This window comes from Sinorhizobium fredii NGR234, from assembly GCF_000018545.1.
GTDB classification, from domain to species: domain Bacteria; phylum Pseudomonadota; class Alphaproteobacteria; order Rhizobiales; family Rhizobiaceae; genus Sinorhizobium; species Sinorhizobium fredii_A.
In genome coordinates this window covers 1545662-1563596 of sequence record NC_012586.1, presented here as the reverse complement: position 1 = coordinate 1563596, position 17935 = coordinate 1545662, and the positions used below count along the sequence as shown (strand labels likewise).

The following is a 17935-nucleotide window of genomic DNA, read 5'->3' as shown; positions in this document are numbered from 1 at the left end:
AGCGAGATCAGTAACCGAGGCCCTTCTTTTCCTCGTAGACCTTCATCGGCTCGTCAGCCTGCGTGTAGAGCTTCGATTCCGTCTGGATCCACTTCTCGGGTTCCTTGCCGTCCTTGAGATAGGTGGCAAGTGCATCGAAGGCCGGTCCGGCCATGTTCGGCGTCAGTTCGACCGTGGCGTTGGCTTCGCCGGCGGCCATGGCCTGGAAGATGTCCGGAACGGCGTCGATCGAGACGACGAGGATGTCCTTGCCCGGCTTCAGGCCGGCTTCCTTGATCGCCTGGATGGCGCCGACGGCCATGTCGTCGTTATGGGCATAGAGCGCGCAGATGTTCTTGCCGCCGTCCTCGGCCTTCAGGAAGCTCTCCATGACTTCCTTGCCCTTCGTGCGGGTGAAGTCGCCGGTCTGGCTGCGGACGATCTTCAGATTGTCCTTGCCGGCGAGCGCCGCTTCGAAGCCCTTCTTGCGGTCGATGGCCGGCGACGAGCCCGTCGTGCCCTGAAGCTCGACGACGTTGCAGGGCTTGCCCGCGACCGTATCGACGAGCCACTTGCCGGCGACATTGCCTTCATGCACGAGGTCGGAGGTCACGGCCGTCAGGTAGAGTTCCTTCGGCGCATCGACGGTGCGATCGAGCAGGATCACCGGGATTTCGGCGTCCTTGGCTTCCTGCAGAACTTCGTCCCAGCCGGTCGCGACAACCGGAGCGAGAAGAATGGCGTTGACTCCCTGGGCGATGAAGGAGCGGATCGCCTTGATCTGGTTTTCCTGCTTCTGCTGCGCATCGGCGAATTTCAGGTCGATGCCACGCTGTTCGGCCTGCTGCTTGGTCAGCGTCGTCTCGGCGGCGCGCCAGCCGGATTCCGATCCGATCTGCGAAAAGCCGACGACGAGGTCGGCGGCCGAGGCGCTGCCGAAAGTGCAGGCAGCAAGGATCGTTGCACTAGCAAGTGCCTTCACGAATTTCATGATTTCCTCCCAAAGAAAGCTGCTCTCCATGCAGTTGTCGAGAAAAAATCATATAATATTACTTTTGTAAACTCACATTTGAATGAGTTGGCCTGCATCCACTAAAATTGTGCAACGTATTCGGGAGAAATTTGGGTGCGAGTGCAGCGATCGGCCCTCTCCATGACCCAACAGGCGGGTCGAGTGGCCCGATCACCGCAACTCGCCGGAATAGGCGAGACACAATCGGTTGGCGGAGTCGGTGTTCGCACCTCTTCTCTCGTGCTTCGACATCCGTCGATTCTGCGGTGCGCTACCAATTGCCGGGGTCTGCCGTGTGATCGATGCTGGCAAACTCATCTGCCTTTTCCCGGTCGAGCGTCAGGCTGTTGGCAATCCTTGCCTCATCGGTGACCAGATAATGCAGGGGCGCCGGCCCGTTGGTCAGTTCCTGATACATGAACAAGGCGGCTTCCTCGGCGGTGTCGGCCTCGAACACTTTGGTAGCGATGACTGTGAATTTGCGCATGGCCTTGACCTCGTCTGTGCGTGGGTTTCGACGCGCCGGTGTCACAGCGTCGCCAGCGTGCGGTTGTGGAGCGCGCCTTGATAGAGTTGCTGCAGGCGCACCTTCTCCTCCAATGCCGCGATGATGTCCTCGCCGAAATCGATACCGTGAGCCGCCTCGATCTCGGGGAGGCCGCCGGGGGTGAACACGTTGGCCTCCAATATGCGGTCGCCGACGATATCGAGCCCGACCAGGAACATGCCGTCCTCGATCAATTTGGGGCGCAGTTTGTCTGCGATGGCAAGAATTTCCGGCGTGACGGTCGCCGGTTCGGCAGTGCCGCTGGCATGCAGGTTCGAGCGGACATCGCCTTTCGCCGGTACGCGCCGGAAAGCAGCATGGATACCATCGCGTTCGAGCGGCCGGCCATTCATCACGAAAAGTCTGATGTCGCCGCCGACCGCGTCCGGCAGATAGGTCTGGGCGATCAGGTAGCCGGCTCCGCTCGCCGCCTCGAAGATCTGGTTGAGATTGGCCTCGTCCTTGGACTGGATCTTGAAAACGTTCTTGCCGCCCGACCCCTGCAGCGGCTTCAGGATGACGCCGTCCGGGTGGTCTTCGATGAAGCTGCGGATTTCCTCGATGCTTCTGGAAATCATCGTCGTCGGTCGGACGACCTCCGGAAATCCCTGGAAGTAGAGCTTGTTCTGCGCCAGCGCCAGGCCATCGGGATCGTTGACCACGATGACCCCCCGGGCAGCCGCCAACCTACCGAAATTGGTGCCGGCATAAACCGCCCAGGAGCGGCGGTCGGCGTCCTCGGAGGGGTCGTTTCTGAGAAACAGCACCTGGACCTCGCGGATATCCATTGTTGTGACGCTCGCCTCCTTGAGGCTGCTCAGCAATGTCTCCGGCTTCTTCGGCTTGGAACCGTTCAAGGTCGTGGCGCGGATCAGCAGGCTGTCGTCCGGCCGCAGCACGAAATCCCCGGGCGTGACATAGCAAACTTCGTGTCCGCGGGAGAGTGCCGCGAGCGCAAGCGACGTCGTCGTATAATACGTCGCCTCGCCCTCGATGGAGTTGACGAAAAAGGCGATGCGCATGGGCAGCTCCTAGTTGTCCAACAGGTCGAGCGGAGTCATTCCCGATCGGGCTCTCTCGAGCCGCGTCGGCGCTTGAGGATGGTCGAGGAACATGGGGCGCACGGCCGGCCCGCCGAGCAGGCCGCGCGCACTGAGTTCCTGCATGACGCCGAAATGCGCGGCTGCGATCTTTCCCATCCAGAATGGTTCGAGCGCCCCGCCGTCCGCCAGATGGTCGAGCAGTTGCAGGAGTCCCCGCAAATAGATCGCATCCTTGACAAGCCCGCCACCGCGATAGACACGCAGCACGACATTGAAGGCATCCGCCTCCGGCAATCCGTGCTCATCCACGAGCAACCGATGGGATTCCGGCAGGACCGCGCCGTCGAGCATGGCCGCGCAGGCAATGACGCGCGCTGCGATCAGGCGAAGGCGTTCGCTCGTCATGCCGCCGACCAGAAATTCCGCAAAGACCGCCAGGCCCTCCTGCATGCCTTCGTATCCGGCAAGGCCCGAGCGAAAGAGACGCAGTCCCTGCGCCGAGCCGTTGAAATAGGTGAGCAGGTGGACGCCGATCTCGTGGCTGAGAATCGCCTCGACCCGATCGACCGGCATAAGCGTGCTTCGGGCGATCAACAGCCGCCGCCCGGACACCAGTAGGCCTGCCGGAAGATCATCCCGCACTTCAACGCGCGCCTCGAAGTCACTGCAACGGCGTGCATATTCGGCGATCATTTCATGTGCGCGTCTTTCCACGAAGTAGCAATCCGCGCTGTCACGGATGGTCGACGCAGCAACCCGGGCTTCCGCTCTGCCGCAGCCGGCAAGGACGGCCCTTGCGGCCTGCAGGAGCCCGGTCTCCACGGGCCCGTAGAGCGCACGGCCGAATTCGATGAACTTGGCCGTCTCCCGCGCGGAAAGTATCGAGAGCTGCAGATCGAGTTCCTGCTGCTTCTCTCGATAGAGCTGGTAAAGCACCGGGTCCTCGAGGTGCTCGAAGGGGATGGAAAAAAGCTTTCGTTTCGCCGCCTCCACCTGCAACGTCAAGGGCCGATAAAGGAATCGCGGTGACCGCTCGAAACCGCTCGCGGCAAACTCGTTCCAGGCGGCCTCGGCGTTTATCGGCGTGACGGCAAGCAGGAAATCGAAGGTGGACGCAACCTCGTCGATGCAGCGGTCGGTGCGCACCACGGCATCGACAAAGGCCTTCCGCCCCAGGGCGCGATGCGTCGAGGCGGTCAGGCTTTCCGTCGAACTGGCGAATGCCGCAAAAGCGTGCAGGCCGGCGTCGAAGATGGTGGCGATCAACCGCTCGCGAAGTTCCGGATAAATCTTGCCCGACGCCTGTTGGCAATAGACCGGGGCAAACCGCACACGCATCGACGGGAACGGTATGTCGAGCGTCCCGGCTGCGGTTTGCCTACCGTCCGGCCAACTGTGTACTTCGACCCGCGGCGTGCGGAACTTGACCTGAATCGCCTCGATGGCCGCGACGAAGGCGCGTACCGCAGCACGGAGCGGCCTGGTCTTCTCGGCCGTGACTTCGATCGTGAAGGGCGGAAGAAAAGGGGCCTGGTCGGTGAGCAACGCGTCGGAGGCGAGTTCGCCCATGTCGAGCACCATGAACGCTCCGAACCGGCGCTCGAGAAGCGCCCCGACCGCGGCGACGATCAGCTCGGCGGTCGCGGCGTCCGGCGCAAGCAGATAGGACGCATTGGCCTGGGTTATCTCGCGCGCCACAGGAGCACTGCCGCCACTCGAGACATGGACGCAGAGAAAGGGGAGGGAGCGATCGATATGAAGGCGCCCGCCGCCCGGCAGGTCCTTGCGCACCGGCTTGCCCGATGCGATCGCCTCGAGCGCGTCGACCAGCCAATCCGGATGGTCCCGAGCGGCGGTTATCTGTGCGCTTGCCGGCTTCATCGGACCCTCTCCAATGCGTCGGCGAGAACCGGCAGGGTCGAAGCGAGCAGTCGCCGCAGGGCGCGGAGCGTCTCGGCGAATGGTTCGCCGGTCCATTCCTCCATGAAGATCTTCTTGAATTCGACGGCAATCGCGCAGCCCGTGTCCGGAAATTGCTCATGGATGAAGCGCGCCTGATAGCCGCGGCCCTGAAAGGCGACGTTCTCCCGCACGTCGAGCCGACCGCCGGGAAAGTCGAAGGACTGTGCCGTTTCCATGAAGCCATCGACCACGGGCGCCCATTTCTTGCGATCCATGGAGATCGTGCCGATATTGATGTCCGGCGCTTGCGCAGCGATCGCCGGCTCAGCCTTGGCGCCGGCCCGGCGGTGGTTGTAGCTGTGGACGTCGAGGACGACGAAGCGTCCATGGCAGCGTTCGATACCGCGGAGGTAGGATTTCAGCATCGCATAGTATTCGTCATGCAGGGCGAGCGACGCTTCGGCGATCTCGCCGGGCACGTCGCCCGCCCACACATTGAGGCCCCAGGCCTGTTCCGGTCTGAGATAGATGGCCCCGTCGCGCGGCCGGTTGACATCAACCTCGAAGCGCGACCGGTGAACGACGATCCGGTTCGGAACATCGCGAATGATGAACTCCGTGAAGGGATCTTCCTCGCGAAGGCGCTCTTCCTCGTTGAGCTTGCAAAGGTCTCTCACCGCATCGCGCATCGCGTGACCGTTGTGAATGGCTGTGGCGACGACGGGCGACTGGCCGCGGTGCTGCGTCCACCAGTCGCCGGCGGCGGTTGACGTCAGATCCGAGTTGGTTTCCCGAGCGATGCTCATATTCATGGCTCCGCGAACGCATCCATGCACTCGATGGATGCGGTTGTTCGGATACAATTCCGAACGCGTTTTTCGGTTCCAATTTCCGAAAGAGGACTTCGGCTTCAGGCGCGATTGATCGTGGGCAAGAGGAGCTCCACGTCCCGCTGCTTCTCGGGGGTGAGCGTTTCCACGTAAGCCTTCCAGAAGGCCTCGGCCTCGTCGGGTTCGGGCTCCCAGCTCCGGATCGATGTCACGTTATCGTCGATGACCACGCGACGGTGGCCGCCGAGACGCAGATATTCGTCTGCGAGCTTGCGTGCGTTCAACTGTTCCATGACTTCACTCCAGGTTCATACCCCGAGTGCCCAGAACTCCTGCCTCGTCGGAACGTTCCGGGCTTTGGACGGCTCCCGGGACTTAGCTATGAACCTTATACGCTTCTTGCCCCGCGAATGCGAGATTGCCTGCTTGGCGTTCTGTTGCTGAACGGTGGCGCCTCGCCGCAACCCACTTTGTGGAGACTTGTGAACATCTCTCCGAGAGTGGTGCTGGACAGAATGCCTCATCCTGGCGTTGCCGAGAGAAGTTCAACTGGGCGAACCGCCTGATGCCGGCCTGCCTTTCCCCCTTGATCGGCCGACCTGCCCGATTAGGCGCTTCGCGAACCGCTATGCTATCATTTGCGCTTCCTGCACCGTACAGGGAATAGCGAAGATGCAGCGAAAGCTGGCTGCCATTCTGGTTGGCGACTTCGTCGCCTCCACGTCGGCGATGGAGCACGACGAGGAGCAAACGATCGCCCGCGTGGTCGATTGCATGGCCGTCATCGCAGAGATCGTGACCCGCTTCGAGGGCAGGGTCTTCAATACGGCAGGCGACGCGGTCCTCGCGGAATTCTCGAGCCCCGTGAACGCGCTGCGGGCGGCGATGGAAATGCGCGCTGCGATCGGCGCCGTGCCGCGAACCTCTTCGCAGGACATGCGCTTCGGCCTGCACCTTGCCGACGTGGTCGTCGTCGGGGATGACCTGCGCGGCGATGGCGTCAATGTCGCCGCGCGGATTGAGGCGTCAGCCGAGCCTGGGCAAATCGAAGTTTCGGGGCCACTCTACGACCATGTTCGCCGCGTCTCTCCCTGCGCGTTCGATTCCGTAGGCGAGCGACAATTGAAGGGCGTGTCCGAGCCGGTTCGAATTTACCGCGTCGGAGCGGCGATGGATCGGCACCGCTTCCTGATAGCGCCCACCCGCCCCGCTCCGCCTTTGTCGATCCGGCCGAATTCCGTCGTGGTGACGCCCTTCGCCACGCCATCGGCGACCGACCAGGACCAGACTTTTCTCGCCGAAGGAATGACGGACGACCTGACGCTCGAGCTCAGTCGACTGAAGAGCCTGTTCGTCACGTCAAGGTCGGCGTCGAGCGTGCTTCGAACCGCCGATCCGGTCGAAATCGGCAAGGTGCTCGGCGTGCGCTATGTGGTCGCCGGCTCGGTGCGCAAGGCCGGCGCCCAGGTGCGCGTCAATATCTCCCTCATCGAGACGGCAGAGGGGCATCTGCTGTGGTCTGATCGTATCCAGCGCCCCTTCGCGGAGATCCTCGACATTATGGACGAGATCACGGCACGGGTCGCCGCGACCGTTTCCGGCCGGATCGAGCAGTCCGAGCTCGCGGCAGCCCGGCTGAAACGCCCGGAGAACATGTCCGCCTATGAGCACTATCTGAGAGGCCTCGATCATCACCGGCTGGCCGGCGTCGCGGATGTGCATCTGCATGAAGCGATGGGCTGGTTCGAGAAGGCGATGCAGGCGGATCCGGGCTTCGGGCGTCCGTTCGCCATGCATGTCTGCTCGTGGAGCTCGCTGCCGAGCTTCGATCTCGAGGCCGGCGAACTTCAGACGGCTCATGCCTTGGAACTCGATCCCACCGATCCCGAGGCGCACCGCATCATGGGCGCGATCAAGATGAAGCGCGGCGATTTCGTTGCGTCGCGCTTTCATCATGAACGGGCGATCGAGTTGGCGCCGAACGACGCCTACACGATCGGCCGTTGCGCGGCCTTCTATCTGTTCGCCGGTGAACCCTTGCGGGCGCTCGAACTTCTCGATCGCGCCGAAACGCTGGATCCGTTCCTTCCAGTCTGGATCACCGAGGAGCGGGTAGCCTCTCTTTACGTGCTCGACCGATACGAGGAGATGTTCGAGGTGGCCCACAAGCTGCCGTTCCAGACGCGGCGCACCTACCTCTATCGTGTTGCGGCGCGCATGGCCCGCGGTGATGTCGAACGAGCAGGTGAGCTCGTTGCCCAGGCGCTCGGCCTCGATCCGACGCTGTCGGCCGAGTATCTGGTTGGCCAGGAGCTTTTCAAGGACCCCGCGATCCTGGAGGCCCTTATGCAGCGGAACCGGGCCGCCGGTCTCCCCGCATCGCGTGACACTGCCGCCTGCGCTGCCTGACGATCTGAAGCACGGCGCCTATACCGCCTTCTGGTCCGCCGGAGCCGCTTTCTCCGCTGTCGAACCCCGTCGGCGCGCCTGATGACGCGGAGCAATCTTGGCGCGCACTGCCTTCCATGGCCGGGCGACCTCGTCGGAGAGGGCTTCCCGAACAGCCTCGGCGATCACAGACACGACGAAATCCGCCTGGAGCTCTTCGACCAGCTCGGCTCTCGGCGCCCCGTCCTCCTGCCACAGCACGATGCCGATGCGCGCCGTCGGAGCAACACGCTTCAGCCGGCGGACGATGAACTTGGCGTGCCGCAGCGACTCCGGATCGAGAAAACTCACGAGGATTGCGTTGCGCTCTGGGAGGGGAAGCGTTCGAATCGTTCCGGGCTTCAAGTCCTTGTAACTCGCGAAGGCCACTTCCGCGCCTTGGACGCGGATCACCTGCGCCAGCATCGATGCGGTCACATCGTCGAGCTCGCCGCGCCCGCCGATGCACAGCACGGACTTGCCATCGCCGAGAGGCAAGTCATAGTCGTCGCTCTGATCGTCTGTGGCGCCGGTCCCTTCGCCGGCGTCTTCTTCCTCCTCGTCCTCCTCTTCGGCGGCGATTTCCTCGAGATTGGCGACGAGCGTGCGCGTGCTCTGGGCAATCTGCGCCACCTGCGGATCGGTGAGCGCGCCGCGGGCGCGGTCGTGTTCCGCGAGCAGCAAGGCCGGAATCGCGACCGTGTCGTAGAACTCGACGAGATATTTCTCCTCGAGCATTTCTTCGGCGTTGTCGGTCGCCTCGTCCGGATCGCCGGCGAGCAGTCGTTGATAGAGCCGTTCCTTGGGATCGAGCACAGGTTCGTTGCCCAACAGGATTTCGAGGAACTCGAACTGCGGGACATGGCGGCCGAGGACGACGAGACAAACCGTCAGCGGCGTCGACAGTACCAGTCCGACCGGGCCCCAGAGCCAGGCCCAGAAAATTGCCGAGACGATGATCGCGAGCGGCGAAAGGCCCGTCCGCGACCCGTAGAGCCACGGCTCGACGACATTGTTGCTGAGGAGCTCCAGGGCAATGAACAGCGCCGCCGTCCAGACAAGCAGGCTCCAACCCGGAGCCGCGGCGAAAGCGAGAAACAGCGGAAGCGCTGCCGCGATGACGGGGCCGATATAGGGGACGAAGCGCAGCACGATGGCGAGCATTCCCCAGAGAATCGCATTGGGTATGCCGAGCAGCCAGAGGCCGATGGCAAGCGGAATGCCGTAGGTGACGTTCACGACCAGTTGCATGAGCAGGTACTGGCCGACCCGCGCGCCGGCGTCCTGCAGGGCTTCTGTCGTGCGGTGCAGGTCGCCGTAGCCGACCAGCCGGATGAAACGGTCGCGCAGTTCCTCCCGTTCGAAAAGCATGAAGATGACGACGACAATGACGAGACCCGTCGTTGCGAGCGGCCCAAGCAGCGGATCGATGATATTCCTCAGCGTCTGGAGAGGGCGCTCCGGAGCAAATATCTCCACAAGAAGCGGTTCCTGCTCAGGTTCCGGAGCGGGGGAAACGGGCGTTTCCGGCTTGGGGCGGCTGATCTCCGTGCTGATTCGTTCCACGACGCGGCTGAGGCGTTCGAAGATCTGGCTTTCCGATCCCGCCTCCTTCAGCACCCGGATTTTCTCGATGATGTTGTACTGGTAGGTGGGAAGGTTCTGCGCCACTTCGCTGACCTGCATGGCCAGGATGATGCTGAATGCCGAGAGGAACAGAAAGGCGGTCGCGACCGTGCCGATGACGGCGACCGAACGCGGCAATCCGGCTCTTCGCAGCCTGAAGACCACCGGCGCCAGCGCGAAGGTAAGCAGGATGGCGATCGCCAGTGGCAGAAACACTTCGCTGGCGAAATAGAGAACGGCGACCGTCGCCGCCGTTGCTGCAAGCGTTGGAAGCCGGGAAGACTGGGCAATCGCTGTCGATCCAGGCGCGATCGCGAGCTGCATCGATCGGCTGGCGGTTTGGGCCTGGTCCTGGCCAGCTTTCCGCGAAAACCTCAGCATTTCATTCCCCATGCCCCGTCACCCTCAGACTCCCTTGTGCATCTCCGAAGGGTTTGGGGCAAGATGAGGCTACACCACGGCGCTGCCCGCCATGAGGGCGAGGATCAGGAAGATCAGGAATATGACCAGTGCCAGGTAGAAGAGGATCTTGGCGATGCCTGCCGTTGCGGCCGAGATGCCGGAAAAGCCGAGAAAACCTGTGACCAGCGAGATAACCAGGAAGATAAGAGCCCATTTGAGCATGGTGCAACCTTCGTTCGGACAAAAGCTTGCTTAGCAAGTAGGGCAGTTGTCGAGGAAGCCTACTGCAGGTTTCCTCAAATCGTCGCCGAAGGATAAAAACATGCAGCGTTTCAGAGTGCTACGGCGACCATCGCGGGTCTGGCGGGACGGGGCGGTGCTGCGGAGGGGCTATCAGAGGGGCGCCGCCTGCTATTTATTCGGCCAGATCTCCTCCTCCCTGCTGACGTCTGCGAGACCGCGTCGGGCATCCCGGTTGCCGGTCGCGGCGGCTGCCTCGAAGATGCGCTTCGCCTCGGCGAACCGGTTGAGCCTGAGATAGGCATAGCCGCGCAGGACCATCAGATCGGTGCGCTCGGACGATATGTGCCGCAACTGATCGAGAAACAACAATGTCTCGCGGTAGCGGCCGGTGTCGAAGGCGGCGATTGCGCGGTCGGCAAGTATGGCCGTCTGTAGCTCGGCCACGCGGGCTCGGCTTTGCGGCGACTTCGTTGCGGCGACGGCCGCCTTGCTCGTCAGCCCGGCACGGAGATAGGCAAGACTCTGGCCGTAGGCGGCATCCTCCCGCATCGTAGACGCCGAGGTGCGAAGCGCTACCTCGAAGGCTTCGGCGGCTTCAAGCGGACGGTTCATGTCCATCAGGCACCATCCGCGCGCCAGTGCCGCTTGCGGCGCCAGGCGGTTCGGGTCCAGCGTCTCGCGGCAGCCGACCGTCCTTCGCACGACCTGGCGCGGCGACGACCCGACCCGGGCGGGCAAGCCGGCTTGGCGACGCACGACGGCAACGGCCGGCCGGCCGCGCTCCGCTGCGCCCGGCTGCGCTTCTTGTCCCGTCGGCCCCGGAACCTGTCCAGCCTCGGTCGGCTTTTCGGGCTCGCCGAGGCGAGCGATCCGCTCCGAACGTCCAGCCCAAAGGCGCTGGATCTCGACCGCGCCGGCCGTGTCGCCGAGCTGTTGACGGGTGACCGCCAGACCATAGGCCGACGGCTCATCATCCGGGTTCCAGCGAAGCGCCGTCGAAAACCATTGAAGGGCCGTCTGCGGCTGTCCTAGTGAGCGGGCATACCAGCCGAACTGCTGGGCCGTCGCCGGATCGCGCGCCTTCATGGTCTCCTGCGCAATGCGCTGAAGGACATCGCCGGCGAGACCGACCGGGGGTTCGATCGCCAGCAGATTGGCGGTCGCGGCCATGTAGGTCGCGCGGGCATCGGCCGAGGCATCCCGCCAGGGGTATAACACCTTCTCGGCTTCTTCCGGCGCCTTGCGGTCGATCAAGGTGAGCGCCAGCCCCTGTGAGGCGGAAGCCGAATCCTGCTTGTCGCGCGCACGTCTGAACCATTGCTCCGCCGCGTTCATGTTCTTGCGGCGCAACTGATACCAGCCGAGCAGAAGCGCGTCCGATGCCATATCCTGCGTTTCGACGAGTCTTTCGATCCGCTGCAGATATTTCGGGTCGACGGCGAGCGCTGCGTCGTCCTCGCCCTCGGCGACGAAGCGACGGGCGAGGTCGTCGCGAATGCTTTCGAATTCCAGCGTTCCGGCAACGTTGGGTCTCTCGTAGGAAAGCAGTTCCTGAAGCATGGCATAGGGCAGGGCGGCGGCGGCTTTCTGCAGCGTCGCGAGCCGCTCCGGTTCGCTGTCGCAGTTTTTCAATATGTAGAGATAGGCGTCGCGCGCCCGCCCTTGGCGTTTCGTTTCGGCAAAGGCCTCGGCGACGCGCCAGAGCACGTCAACCTCACTGCAGGTGAGCAGGATTGGCGTGTTCGCGCCGACCTGAATGACGGTCTCATACTGTTTGAGATCGGAGGCATTGATAAGCCGTGCCCGAGCTTCGGCGACATCGAGACGCTCGAGGAGATCGGCAGGCGGCTGCCAACCGGCCTCTCTTGTTTGCCGGTCGGCGATCGCTCTGCGGACTTCTGCGTAGCGTCCTTCCGAATAGAGCTGCCACATGGTCTCGAGCTGCACGTCCTTGTTGCGCGGGACGGCCAGGGGATCGCGTGGAGGGGTCCAGTTCGGATAGAGCGCCCTGAGACGCGAAATCTCCGCCTGCAGGCGGGCGGTGTCGCCCTGGCTGGCAAAGTAGCGAAGCGCCGATTCGTCGACCGCAGGTGGCTCATCGGTGGGAGGCGTATCCGCTTGTGGCGGCGTTTGCGCCTGTGCCACCTCCTGCGAGCCGGTTCCTCTCGCGCCCTTTCCGCTATCGGCGGCGTTGCCGAAGGTGACGGCCAGTTCCGGTGCGGCACTGGCGATGAGGTCTCCAAGGCCCTTGCGCAGCTGGTCGCCGTCGGCGATGCCGGCGATGCCGATCACCGTCGCGGTGACACCTGCGAATGCTATGACTGGAAACTTCATAAACACTCCGGATGCTTTTCCTCCACGAAAGTCAGTCCCAGCAGGTGCAGGGTCGATGGGTAGTATTGCGTCGGGCGGAACGCCTTGGCGTTCTCTGGAACCTTGGTGCCTTCGAGAACACAGGCCAGAATATGGTTAACAAACCGATAACCGGGGTCCGTAAGCGTCGCGCGCACCGCGCCGGTCTCGAGATCGCGGGTCAGGAGCTCGCCATGCGGTCCCGACATCCCACGTTGCAGCCTCAGCAGAAACTCCCGGTCTGCTTGTTCTGCGCGCATGAGGTAAAGCGGAATGCGCAGGGCGTTGAAACCGAATTCCCGTGGAAATCCGGAGGCCGGTTTGAGCGACGTCTTGGCGCTCACCCAATCGGCCGGCATGTCTTCCGGGCCGAATTTCATTGCCTGGATCATCGCCTTGCCGTCCGTTTCGAGAGCCTGCCATGTCGGCGACGGAACGAGACGGTCGAGCACCGGCAGGGCTTCGAAGACCCAATAGGAAGGGTTGATGACGGGTCCGTCGGCGCGATCGGCGGCGGCAAAGCCCGCGACACCGGGCAGCAGCAGCGTGCGTCCGCCATGCTTGACGACGGTCTTGTCGAGAATTGCCTCGGCGATCGAGACCGCCGCCTGTGAATAGTCGTTCCGGCTCCAGCGTTCGGCGGCGAGTGTCAGGCTATACGCGATCAGAATATCGCCGTCGGTCGCGTTGTTGATGTCGGTCACATGGGGATCGTCGTCCGGACTCCATTTCCAGGCTGCAAGCCCGTCGTCGCGCAACAGAAGCTCGCGGCGGGTGAAGGACCAGATCTGCTCGAAGTCGGCAGGTTCGTTCGCCAGGAACGAGAGGAGCAGGCCGTAACCCTGTCCCTCGCTGTGGCTGATGTTCCCATTGGCGTCGTCGAGGATACGCCCGCTCGAATCGAGAAACTTCGACTTGTATTCAGCCCAGGCGTCGGCCTTCACGCTTGCCTGCCTCTCATCCGCCTCCGCCGGTCCGACCAGTACCGTCAGAAGAAGCGCGAATATCAAGAGGTGTCTCATGGTCGGCGCCCCAGTTTGGCGAGCAGCACGGCGGTTGCCAGACCGAGCAAGACAGCAAGGCTGACAAGCGCTACCGCATAGAAGAGAATGTTCGTCGACAGCCAGTTCGCCGCGATGAGGCGGTAGTTCCAGAAAGACGGCGGCTGCGTCTCGACAAGTCCGAAGCGACGAGCCGGCGTCGCGGTGACCTTGTCTTCGACGGGCTCGTAGGTCGCGATGTGCCCGGAAATCTCACTCCATCGGGATGTATCGGCGATCGCGGCCGTCCCCTCGCGCAGCAATCTTGGCGAAGGAGCTGCCACTACCGTCCAGGTGGCGTTCTCAGCCGGATTGGCCGATTGCGCCACCAGCAGGGTTGCGGTGTCCGGAGGAATGAAAGGCGCCTCGGCCTCCGGTATCATTCGGAGTGAATTCAGGGAAATGTCGAAATTGTCCTTGATCCAGCTCTCGACATCGACAATGGCGCTGCGCCAGCCACCGCCCTTCAAGCGCGTCTGCCATTCGTCGAGCGCCGTCTGCGTATTGCGCCCCTGGGCAAGGTCCTTCGCACTTCCCCAGGAAGCCTGGCTGCCCGTGTCGATCCCGGCCTGCGTCAGCACCATTTTCGGGAGCTGCGGCATGGCGCCGATGAAGAGCGCTTGCCGTCCATCGGCCACCAGCGGATCGGAGATCGTTTCCATCTGCATCGGCCGTCCGCCGGCTACGGCCAGCCTCGCGATGAAGGTGGCAGCGCCCGAAAGCGTGTCGGCATCGGCCCGGTCGATGTAGAGCGCAATCGGATCGGTACTACCTCGGTAAGGATAGGCCGAGCCGGACGTTGCCGCCAGATCGGGGCGCCGTGCGACGCGGGCGAAATCGGGCATTACAAATTCTGACGTGTCGAACAGGGCAAAGCGGGGCTCGGAAGAAGCGGCACTCCCCGGCGCGCACAACTTGTCAGCCTCGGTCAGCAGCACCGCTTCCAGTTCTATGAGGTTCGCTCCGGGCCGAAAATGCCGCAGCGTCACGTTGATCGGGAGATGACGGAGGATACCGCCCGCCGACGCTTCCAGCGGGACCGTCGTGGCTATGTTGCCGTTCACGTAGACGTCGATCCGGCTGCCGGGGCGGACCGCTTCCGTATAGGCGGCGTCCAGGAGGATGGTGGCCTCGCCATAAGCATCGGCATAGAAGTCGGAAGGGATCGCCACCTGTAGGGCCGTCCGGAAACGGCGGCCGGAAAATTCGCTTGTCGCGACGCCGAGTTCGGCAAAACTCAGCCTCTTGCCGGAAAACACCAGCGGCGTTTGCGGTAGCCGCCAGCGCTCCGTTTTGATGACGTCTCGCGCAACGTCCGAAGGCCGCTCTGTGGCCGCGGTGATCGTTTCGATCGCTGCTGCGACGGCCGCCCAGTCGGGGCCGCTGAGGACGAGAACCGGCGCATGTTCCGTCGGGGATTCTGCGAAGGCGGCAATTGTCCTGTCCGCCGCCTCCGCGGGTAGCGACGGAAGGAGGGGCTGGAGTTCCGTTGCGGTTCCGGCAAGAATCGTCAGCTCGCCGGGCTTGCCAAGTTCCGGCAGGTCGCGGCTGAAGACGATCGATTGGGCCGGCATGCGTCCGAGCAAGGCAACGCCCTGCGCCAACCGCATCAGCATCGGCACGTGGCTCGGCTGCTCCAGTGCAGGCGCGACGATATTGAACCGGGTTCGCCCGGTCTCATTTGTACCGATCGCCTGAATATCTTCGATCGCGCTCAGGGCTCGGGGCTCATCTCCCTCGAAAGTGATGAAGGCACTGTCCGAGCTTATCTCTGTCCAGAGTTCGTAGGTCGACTGGATCGTGCAGTCGGTTCGGTGTCGGTGCCGCACCCGGAAGCGGATCTCGTTGGAGCCGGTGCGCAACAGGCCGAGGGGTATGTCGTAGCTGCGTTCCTGCGGCTCGTCGGCCGCCTGGACTTCCCCTTCGCCGACAACCTTGTCGTTCACCAGAACGGACAGGACAGATGCCTCCGGCGCCACGACAATCGCGTTTTGATAGGCAAAGGTGATCTTGCGGCCGGCTTCCGCCTGCGCCGGTGTCAGATAGATGGACCAGACGCGCTCGTCCGCTTCGCCGGCAAGAGACAAGGTCGGGAACGGCAGGATGAAACGGCGGAACGGCTGGGCAGCCGGGGGAGGCGCGGCCGCCTCGGTGCTGATGGAGCCTGGCACCGCCCCACGGAGCGGCGGTGCCTTTTCAACCGGCGGTGCGGGACGCTGTTTGGCGGGGCGCTCGTCCGACATGTCGAAGGGGGAGGGCTGGGCAGCCGCAGGCGACCCGGCCAAGAACACCATCAGAATTGCGAGCACGCGGTTCATTTGCTCGCTCCCGCTTCGGTCTTGATGCTGCGGAAGAAATAGATGAGGCCGCGGCTCATCTGATAGAGGGCCAGCCACAAGAACCAAAGCGTGCCGCGCACCAGGCCGGGATTGCCGCGCCGCTTGCGCTGAAACTCGCTCCACTGCTGGGAATTGGCGAAGATGAGGTCGGCGACAAGGCTATGGTGGTGGGCGATTTCCGGCAGATAGCGGCAGCCGACGATCGTCAGATCGCCCTCGGTTTCGATATTCCTGATCGAGACCGGCAGGGTTTCGAAGGTGCCGTCGCCGCTGTAGGGCTGGAAGCGGATTTGCCCCCGCACATCGACGAGCAGTTCGTCGGTGGGAAGGCCATAGACCTGAACTCTCGCCCCGTGCGCCGACACGTTCTCGATCGTTGCCGGATATGTTTGCTCGCCGAACGAGAACTCGCAGCGCCGGCTGACCTTCACGCGCCGCGAGGCTGCCTTCTCGCCCCGTTCGGAAACCACCCCGAGCGCACAGCCGGCCATGATGAGATTGAGGAGATTCCAGCCTCCGACGACCAGCGTTATGTCCGCCTTGTACGGTTCCGTATAGACGCGATAGATCGCCAGTGCAGTGGCAATGAGGAGTATGGCGAAGATCACGAAGAACGGCCGGCTGATCTCGGAGAGCCTGCTTTCCAAGACGGACTCGTCTTTTGCCGTCACCTTGAATGTCGGCTTGCGCGGGTTGAGCAGGACCGAAACGACTGCCGGGAGCAGGTGGACGGTCTGCGCATACTCGTAGAGCTCGGATATCCACGGCCAGCGGAACGATCCGTAGAGATAGTTCTGCATCGTCAGGTTCACGAGCATGTAGACGAGCGTATAGGCGAGGAACTCGCCGCCGGACGCGGTGAAGATCTGCAGATCGAAGAACAGGTAGAAAAGCGGCGCGAAGAGGAAAATCGTCCGCGAGAACGGAAACAGCCAGAACAGCGTCGACGACATGTAGCAAAGGCGCTGCGGTATGGACAATCCGCCCTTTAGCAAGGGGAAGCGGAACATCAGGATCTGCATCATTCCCTGCGCCCAGCGGCTGCGCTGGCCGATGAAGCTCGCGAACGTCGCCGGCTGCAATCCGGCGATCAGCGGACGGTCGACATAGACGCTGTTCCAGCCGCGGCCGTGAAGCGCCAGCGCCGTCTCGCAGTCCTCGGTGATGCTCAACCCGCTGAAGCCGCTCGTATCCTCCAGCGCCTTGCGCCGCAGAACCGCCGCCGAGCCGCAGAAAAATGCAGCGTTCCACTTGTCGAGACCGCGCTGGATGATGCCGTAGAACATCTCGTTCTCGCTCGGCATCTTCTCGAAGGTTCTAAGGTTGCGCTCGAGCGGGTCGGGGTTGAGGAAGAAATGCGGCGTCTGCACCAGGAACAGGCGCGGATCGTCCTCGAAATAGCCGACCGTTTCGAGCAGGAAGTCGCGTGCCGGAGCGTGGTCGGCATCGAAAACGGCGATCAATTCGCCGTTCGAATGCAGCATCCCGTTATTGAGATTGCCGGCCTTCGCATGTTCGTTGCGGTCGCGGCTGAGGTAGCGCACGCCGAGGTCCTCGCAGAGTTTCTGCAGGTCCCGGTGTCGTCCGGTGGCGCGCTGCGCATCGACGAGATTGGTGGAATTGCGCTTTTGCAATGTACCGCCATCATCAAGGAGCCACACCGTCAACTTGTCGACCGGATAGTCCATCCCCTTGGCCGCCGCAAGCGTATTGGCAAGCAGGTCCGCATCCTCGTTGTAGGACGGCACGAATACGTCGACTTTCGGGTATTTCCCCGGCGTCGCCGAACGCGAGGCCCGCGGCGGAAGCGGCATCGCGACGACGAACAGGCTGAGGGCGAGCATCATGACGCTGTACATTTCGGCCAGGTAAAGCAGGAAGCCCGGGATGAAATTCTCCGGCTGGTTGACCGGAGGCAGGGTGCTTGTCGTGCGCCAATAGACATAGCGCAGCACCATGGCACTGCCGAAGGCCAGCGCGATGGGCCGCCATTTGCCGCCCGCGTCCAAGAGCTTGATCAGCGCCATGAACGTCACGACCAAAACGCTCGCGATCAATTGTGTCTGCAGGTTGACGGGCAGCGTAATGAGCGCGACGAGGCAAAGGGATATGATGCCCCATGCGGCAAGAGTAGCGACCTTACTCATACATTTGCCTTCCAACAGCGGCATTCATGCCGCTGGCGATGGTTTA

Annotated in this window: 13 protein-coding genes; 1 reads left to right on the top strand and 12 read right to left on the bottom strand. The window is 63.0% G+C overall.

From position 1 onward, the window contains the following. Positions 1-7 precede the first annotated feature (7 nt). From ytfQ to NGR_RS07390, 6 genes are all read right to left on the bottom strand, one after another. Complete coding sequence (gene ytfQ, locus NGR_RS07415) at positions 8-970, bottom strand: galactofuranose ABC transporter, galactofuranose-binding protein YtfQ (RefSeq protein ID WP_015887630.1); 963 nt, start codon at positions 968-970, stop codon at positions 8-10. 292 nt (positions 971-1262) lie between these two features. Then, entirely contained in the window at positions 1263-1478 is a 216-nt protein-coding gene (locus NGR_RS07410; protein ID WP_015887629.1) for a hypothetical protein, read from the bottom strand. Positions 1479-1519: 41 nt separating this feature from the next. Continuing rightward, positions 1520-2560: a glutathione synthase gene (locus tag NGR_RS07405; RefSeq protein WP_015887628.1), complete on the bottom strand. Its 1041-nt coding sequence runs from the start codon at positions 2558-2560 to the stop codon at positions 1520-1522. A gap of 9 nt (positions 2561-2569) precedes the next feature. Beyond that, positions 2570-4462: a flavohemoglobin expression-modulating QEGLA motif protein gene (locus NGR_RS07400; protein WP_015887627.1), complete on the bottom strand. Its 1893-nt coding sequence runs from the start codon at positions 4460-4462 to the stop codon at positions 2570-2572. Continuing rightward, a complete protein-coding gene (locus NGR_RS07395; protein ID WP_164923956.1) occupies positions 4459-5295 on the bottom strand; it encodes an N-formylglutamate amidohydrolase in 837 nt (278 codons plus the stop codon). Before NGR_RS07395 ends, NGR_RS07400 begins: the two co-directional genes overlap by 4 nt. A gap of 98 nt (positions 5296-5393) precedes the next feature. Further along, positions 5394-5606 carry a hypothetical protein gene (locus tag NGR_RS07390; RefSeq protein WP_015887625.1) on the bottom strand — a complete coding sequence of 71 codons (213 nt, stop codon included), beginning with the start codon at positions 5604-5606 and terminating at the stop codon, positions 5394-5396. A 379-nt stretch (positions 5607-5985) separates the two neighbouring features. Here NGR_RS07390 and NGR_RS07385 point away from each other — a divergent pair, with 379 nt between their 5' ends. Then, on the top strand, positions 5986-7722 hold the full coding sequence (locus NGR_RS07385) for an adenylate/guanylate cyclase domain-containing protein (RefSeq protein ID WP_015887624.1): 1737 nt from the start codon (positions 5986-5988) through the stop codon (positions 7720-7722). Between the two features lie 18 nt (positions 7723-7740). On the opposite strand, the gene NGR_RS07380 is transcribed toward NGR_RS07385, so the two are convergent. From NGR_RS07380 to bcsA, 6 genes are all read right to left on the bottom strand, one after another. Beyond that, positions 7741-9747 (bottom strand): AI-2E family transporter, encoded by a 2007-nt coding sequence (locus tag NGR_RS07380; protein WP_164923955.1) that lies wholly within the window; start codon positions 9745-9747, stop codon positions 7741-7743. Positions 9748-9816: 69 nt separating this feature from the next. Then, positions 9817-9990 carry a DUF1328 domain-containing protein gene (locus tag NGR_RS07375; RefSeq protein WP_015887622.1) on the bottom strand — a complete coding sequence of 58 codons (174 nt, stop codon included), beginning with the start codon at positions 9988-9990 and terminating at the stop codon, positions 9817-9819. Between the two features lie 189 nt (positions 9991-10179). Further along, positions 10180-12345 carry a hypothetical protein gene (locus NGR_RS07370; RefSeq protein ID WP_015887621.1) on the bottom strand — a complete coding sequence of 722 codons (2166 nt, stop codon included), beginning with the start codon at positions 12343-12345 and terminating at the stop codon, positions 10180-10182. Continuing rightward, a complete protein-coding gene (locus NGR_RS07365) occupies positions 12342-13385 on the bottom strand; it encodes a glycosyl hydrolase family 8 (RefSeq protein ID WP_015887620.1) in 1044 nt (347 codons plus the stop codon). The genes NGR_RS07370 and NGR_RS07365 overlap by 4 nt, the downstream gene beginning before the upstream one ends. Then, positions 13382-15721, bottom strand: coding sequence for a cellulose biosynthesis cyclic di-GMP-binding regulatory protein BcsB (locus NGR_RS07360; protein WP_015887619.1), 2340 nt, complete (start codon positions 15719-15721; stop codon positions 13382-13384). The genes NGR_RS07365 and NGR_RS07360 overlap by 4 nt, the downstream gene beginning before the upstream one ends. Then, on the bottom strand, positions 15718-17889 hold the full coding sequence (gene bcsA / locus NGR_RS07355) for a UDP-forming cellulose synthase catalytic subunit (RefSeq protein ID WP_193377870.1): 2172 nt from the start codon (positions 17887-17889) through the stop codon (positions 15718-15720). Before bcsA ends, NGR_RS07360 begins: the two co-directional genes overlap by 4 nt. Positions 17890-17935: the final 46 nt, after the last annotated feature.